The sequence below is a fragment of the Streptococcus porcorum genome (assembly GCF_053203725.1).
Genome location: NZ_JBRUDG010000055.1, coordinates 1 through 5,006, shown reverse-complemented (window position 1 = coordinate 5,006; position 5,006 = coordinate 1). Strand labels below are relative to the sequence as shown.

The window sequence follows — 5,006 nt, the reverse complement described above, 5'->3', positions numbered from 1 at the left end:
TTCCAAAAAGAAAATCCTTCCCTGAAGTCTCGCTTTCGGTTTCACCAAGAAAAATCATTTGATCGGCTAAGTGCAGAAAAAGACGTAAGTTCTGCCAAGCGTGAGGTTAAACAACTCAAGAAAGTCCAAAAGACTAAGAAAAACTCTACCAAAGTCAAAGCTGGATTAAGCTTGGCTGCATCTGAATCCCTTGACCTGATAGCACAGGAGGATGATTTAGATGGTCTAAGAACCATGAAGGATACTAGTTTGAAAGCCAGACGCTATGGAAGGTTTACCTTTCAAGTAGGTAAGGTGGTAGTAAAAAGTGGACAGACAGGTGTGCGGTTTACCAAAACAAAATTTTCTCATGGAAAGGAACGATTCCAGAACTTCAAAAAGGGAAAAGGATTCACACGCCAGAAACCTCTTAAAGCAAGAAGACGTTACCAAACCTTTTTAAAGCATATCAGAAAACAAAGTGTCGCAGGTTTCAAAGGAATCGTCCAAGCCATTAAGGGAAGTATGACTTTCTTTTCTGTCCTTGCGGGAAATCCTTTGACTTGGATTGTCTCAGGCATTCTCTTGATACTCCTTTTGATGATGAGCTTTTTCATGAGTGTCTCAGGTAGCAGTGTCATTCAACAAGATGAGATGGAATTGACCAAGGCCTATACCCACATGACGTGGGAAGATGCGGAACATACAAGAACCAACGAAAAGGGAATTACCTTTTACACTAAGATTGATGAGGTCATGGTTTACATGAATCATCAATACCAAGACTATAAGCTTGACGATTTCATGGAAACGGGTGGTACGACCTACAAAGCATTTCTCAGTCAAGTGTGGACAGACTTAAATGGTGGAGATTCTATTAAATCCATGTCTGACTTATATAAAGAACCTGCTTACAAGCTGTCTGATGAGGATCAAGAAGAACTAAAGGAATTGACCGAAGAAGGCAACTATCTAGCCCTTCAAGAATTGGACAATCCCTTTCAGGGACAGACCGATGAGGATAGCTTAAACATGACCTACCGATATGGTTATGAGGTCATTGATGAGAAACCAACGCTTCATCACCATATCATCTTAGAAGCAAAAGAAGGTCAAGTCATTGTAGCTCCGATGGATGGCAAGGTATCTCTTGATGGAGAGAACGTTGTTTTGACATCTGGTAAGGGAGTGAATAAGACTAAACTAACCTTGTTTGGAATTCATTCAGGCCGAGTGAGTGAAAATCAACAAGTCTTGGCAAGAGACATTATTGGTGAGACCAAAGACGGTACGGGTCTAAAAGTCACCTATCAAAAGGTTGATGATGACACGGATAAGCTAGTCTACGTCAATCCAGCTTTTTACTTTCCAAAAGTGATTCAGGTTCAGACCACCATTCTTCCAACTATCGGTCAGTTTGGCGGCGATGAGTTTGAGAGAGCCAAGGCAATTTATGACTATCTTAAAAGCAAAGGTGCGACCGATCAAGCTATCGCAGCTATTTTAGGAAATTGGTCGGTAGAATCCTCTATTAATCCCAAGCGTGCGGAGGGCGACTATCTATCTCCACCTGTTGGTGCGACAGACGGTTCGTGGGATGATGAGGGCTGGCTTTCACTCAATGGTCCAACTATATATAATGGGCGTTACCCGAATATTCTCAAACGTGGTTTAGGCTTAGGACAATGGACAGATACCTCGGATGGGTCACGCAGACATACTTTATTGCTCGAATATGCCAAAGGAAAACATCAAAAATGGTATGACTTAGGGTTACAACTGGATTTCATGTTGCATGGGGATAGTCCTTATTACACCAACTGGTTAAAGGACTTCTTCAAAAATTCAGGAAGTCCAGCTAGTCTTGCCCAACTATTTCTCATTTACTGGGAAGGAAATAGTGGTGATAAGCTACTTGAACGTCAGACACGAGCAAGTGAGTGGTATTACCAAGTTGAAAAAGGCTTTAGTCAACCCAACGGTGGGACAGCACAAAGTGACCCCAAAGCTCTTGAAGCTGTACGAGGCGACCTCTTTGAAAACTCTATTCCAGGAGGTGGTGACGGTATGGGATATGCTTACGGCCAATGTACTTGGGGAGTTGCAGCCCGTATCAACCAACTGGGTCTAAAACTCAAAGGTAAAAACGGTGAGAAGATTCCAATTATCAGTACCATGGGCAATGGCCAAGATTGGGTGCGTACAGCCGAAAGTCTCGGTGGAGAGATAGGGACAAGTCCACAAGCAGGAGCTATTCTTTCCTTTGCGGGAGGAGGACATGGTACACCAACAGAATACGGACATGTGGCTTTCGTCGAAAAAGTCTACCCAGATGGCTCATTCCTTATCTCCGAAACCAACTACAATGGCAATCCAAACTATACCTTCCGTAAATTATCTGGAGTGGATAGTAGCTTGAGTTTTGCTTATACGACGAAATAAAAAAATAATATAGAATTTTTCTAAATTTTTTGGTAAAATAAATTAAAAAGTATGGGAGGCAGTTTATGATTCAACGTTTAAATGTAAATACTGAAGTTCTATCTACATATATTCGTAACTCTAATACTCCTATCGAATATTTACGACAAAAATTACCTAATATTGATAAGTTTTTAAAAGGGGAATTAGAGCCTACCTTTAATCAAATATCTGCACTTTCTAAAATGATTAATGTTCCTACTGGATTATTGTTATTAAAAGAGCCGATTTCTTCTAGTTCTTTGAATGTTGATTTTAGGACATTCAATTCACAACTTTTATCTGATATCAGTTCTGAATTAAAAGATACAATTATTGAAATGCAAGAGAAACAAGAATTTTTGAAAGAAATAGTTGAGAATGAATGTCCTTTTGTAGGTATTTTTACTTTTGATGATGATTACTCAGATGTAATTTTGAAAGCAAGAGAATTGTTAGGGAATGAAATTACCAGAGGAAGATTTGATAATTATAGAAAAATACTCGGTCAATTAGGAATTTTCATATTTTTAAATGGTAAGTATAAGGATAATACACATCGTCCGTTAAATCTAAATGAGTTTAGAGGTTTCGTGTTATCTGATAAGAAGGCTCCGATTATTTTTATTAATCAGTTGGATTCGAAGACTGGACAGTTATTCACATTAATTCATGAGTTTGTCCATTTATTATATGGGGATAGTGATTTATTTGATGGTGAAGATCCAAAAAAACGAAGTAAGACAGAAGCAATAATAAATTCAATAACAGCGGAGATTTTAGTTCCAAAAGAATTAATTAGTGATATGTTTGACAATCAAATAGATATCAGAACCAGTCTTGATAATTTATCTAGAAAATTTGAAGTAAGTAAGTTCGTTGTTTTAAGACGACTATATGATTTATCAATGGTTTCAAGAAAGGACTTTATGTCTTTACAAAAAGAACTTGAAGCTGAATTTAAATTAATTGAAAATATTAAAAAAAATTCTAGTGGAGGTAATTATCATAATAACCTTCGATTCAGAATGGATTCTAATTTTTTCAATCATGTGAATAATGCTGTTCAACAAAATAAAATTACTTATACAGATGCTTTTGGTATCGTAGGGGTTGGATATAAAGGATATAAAATATTAAGCAGGGGAGGATGATAGATGTATTTATTAGATTCAAATATATACATAAACTTTTATGATAGATATTATCGTAAAGATTTTTTTCCTACCTTCTGGTCAAATTTTGCTGGTATTTTAAACTCAAGTGTGGTGATTCCTAAAATTGTAGTCTCGGAAAATTACCAAGATGAGTGGTTTAGAGATTGGTTATCGAATAACTACACTAAGTCCATTATTGATCATAAGTCTTATGTGGTAGAGTGGAGTGACATTATTCAGTATATCCAGAGTAGTCCTTACTATAAAGATGCAGCACTTACATCACAAAAAGGATGGGCAAACGCTGATATTGCAGACCCATGGTTGATAGCTATTGCGAAAAGTATGAATTATACTATAGTTACTGATGAAGTAAAAAATGTGAATTTAAATTCTACAAACCCTAGTAAAAATGCTAAAATTCCAGATGTGTGTGACCAATTAGGAGTAAAATGTATCTCAATGAATGAGTTCTTTGAGGAAATTGGTTTATCTATTTAAAAAGTCTCCTTTTATGGGTAGGGCACTGAAAAGTACTTCTTATTTAAAACAACATAAATAATAGAAATTATTTTATCTAATACATAACTTATAAACGAATGTTTGAAGTGTGGTTTAATAACTACGCATCATCATTCGTTTTTTACTGCAATCATTGTTGCTACTCGGGCTTCTTAAGTTACCTCTTTATGGGTGGCTTTTTCTTTTCCCTGAACTGATTGTGATAACAAAATCAAGCCTTCTTTTTTATGATGAGGAAAGAGTGACAGTTTGTTGCTACAGAAAAAAGAAAAGAAGGACACATTATGACCAAAACATGTAATCATCACTTTCTTGTCAATCAGGAAAAAGGCGAGAAACACGTCTTTCGTAAGAGTAAAAAATACCGTACTTTATGTTCGGTTGCCCTTGGAACCATGGTGACCGCTGTTGTTGCTTGGGGTGGGACGGTTGCACATGCAGACGAAGTCACATCATCAGTTGACACCACCATTCAAAGAACGGAAAATCCAGCCACCAATTTACCAGAGGCTCAACCAAGTCCAGTTTCTGAACAAACAAATAGCCTAGATTCAACTGGACAATCTAATGGTGCAATCGCTGTCACCGTACCTCATGATACGGTAACACAAGCAGTTGAAGTGGCCAAGGCTGAAGGTGTTTCTATGGTTGAAGATAGCCCAATGGATTTAGGAAATACAACTTCTGCGTCAGAGACCAACCAACAAATTTCAAAATCAGAAGCAAATGCCCAAGCACAGGCTGAGGCTATCAATGAAGTCACTGAAACCTACAAAGCTGACAAAGCAGCTTATGAGGATGAAAAAGTCCGAATTGAACAAGAAAATAAGGAGCTGATACAGGCCTACGAAGGTGCCAACCAAACTGGGAAGGAGACAAATGCTTGGG

At 37.5% G+C, this 5,006-nt stretch carries 4 protein-coding genes; all 4 read left to right on the top strand.

The window, feature by feature from the left end:
* Positions 1–2,421, top strand: a 2,421-nt coding sequence (locus ACVRWY_RS09280) for a phage tail tip lysozyme (RefSeq protein ID WP_447455799.1), incomplete at its 5' end; no start/stop codon positions are given.
* A gap of 65 nt (positions 2,422–2,486) precedes the next feature.
* Positions 2,487–3,593 carry an ImmA/IrrE family metallo-endopeptidase gene (locus ACVRWY_RS09275; RefSeq protein WP_354369704.1) on the top strand — a complete coding sequence of 369 codons (1,107 nt, stop codon included), beginning with the start codon at positions 2,487–2,489 and terminating at the stop codon, positions 3,591–3,593.
* A 3-nt stretch (positions 3,594–3,596) separates the two neighbouring features.
* Entirely contained in the window at positions 3,597–4,097 is a 501-nt protein-coding gene (locus ACVRWY_RS09270) for a DUF4411 family protein (RefSeq protein WP_354369703.1), read from the top strand.
* A 305-nt stretch (positions 4,098–4,402) separates the two neighbouring features.
* On the top strand, positions 4,403–5,006 hold a 604-nt coding region (locus tag ACVRWY_RS09265), incomplete at its 3' end, for a putative cross-wall-targeting lipoprotein signal domain-containing protein (protein WP_447455798.1).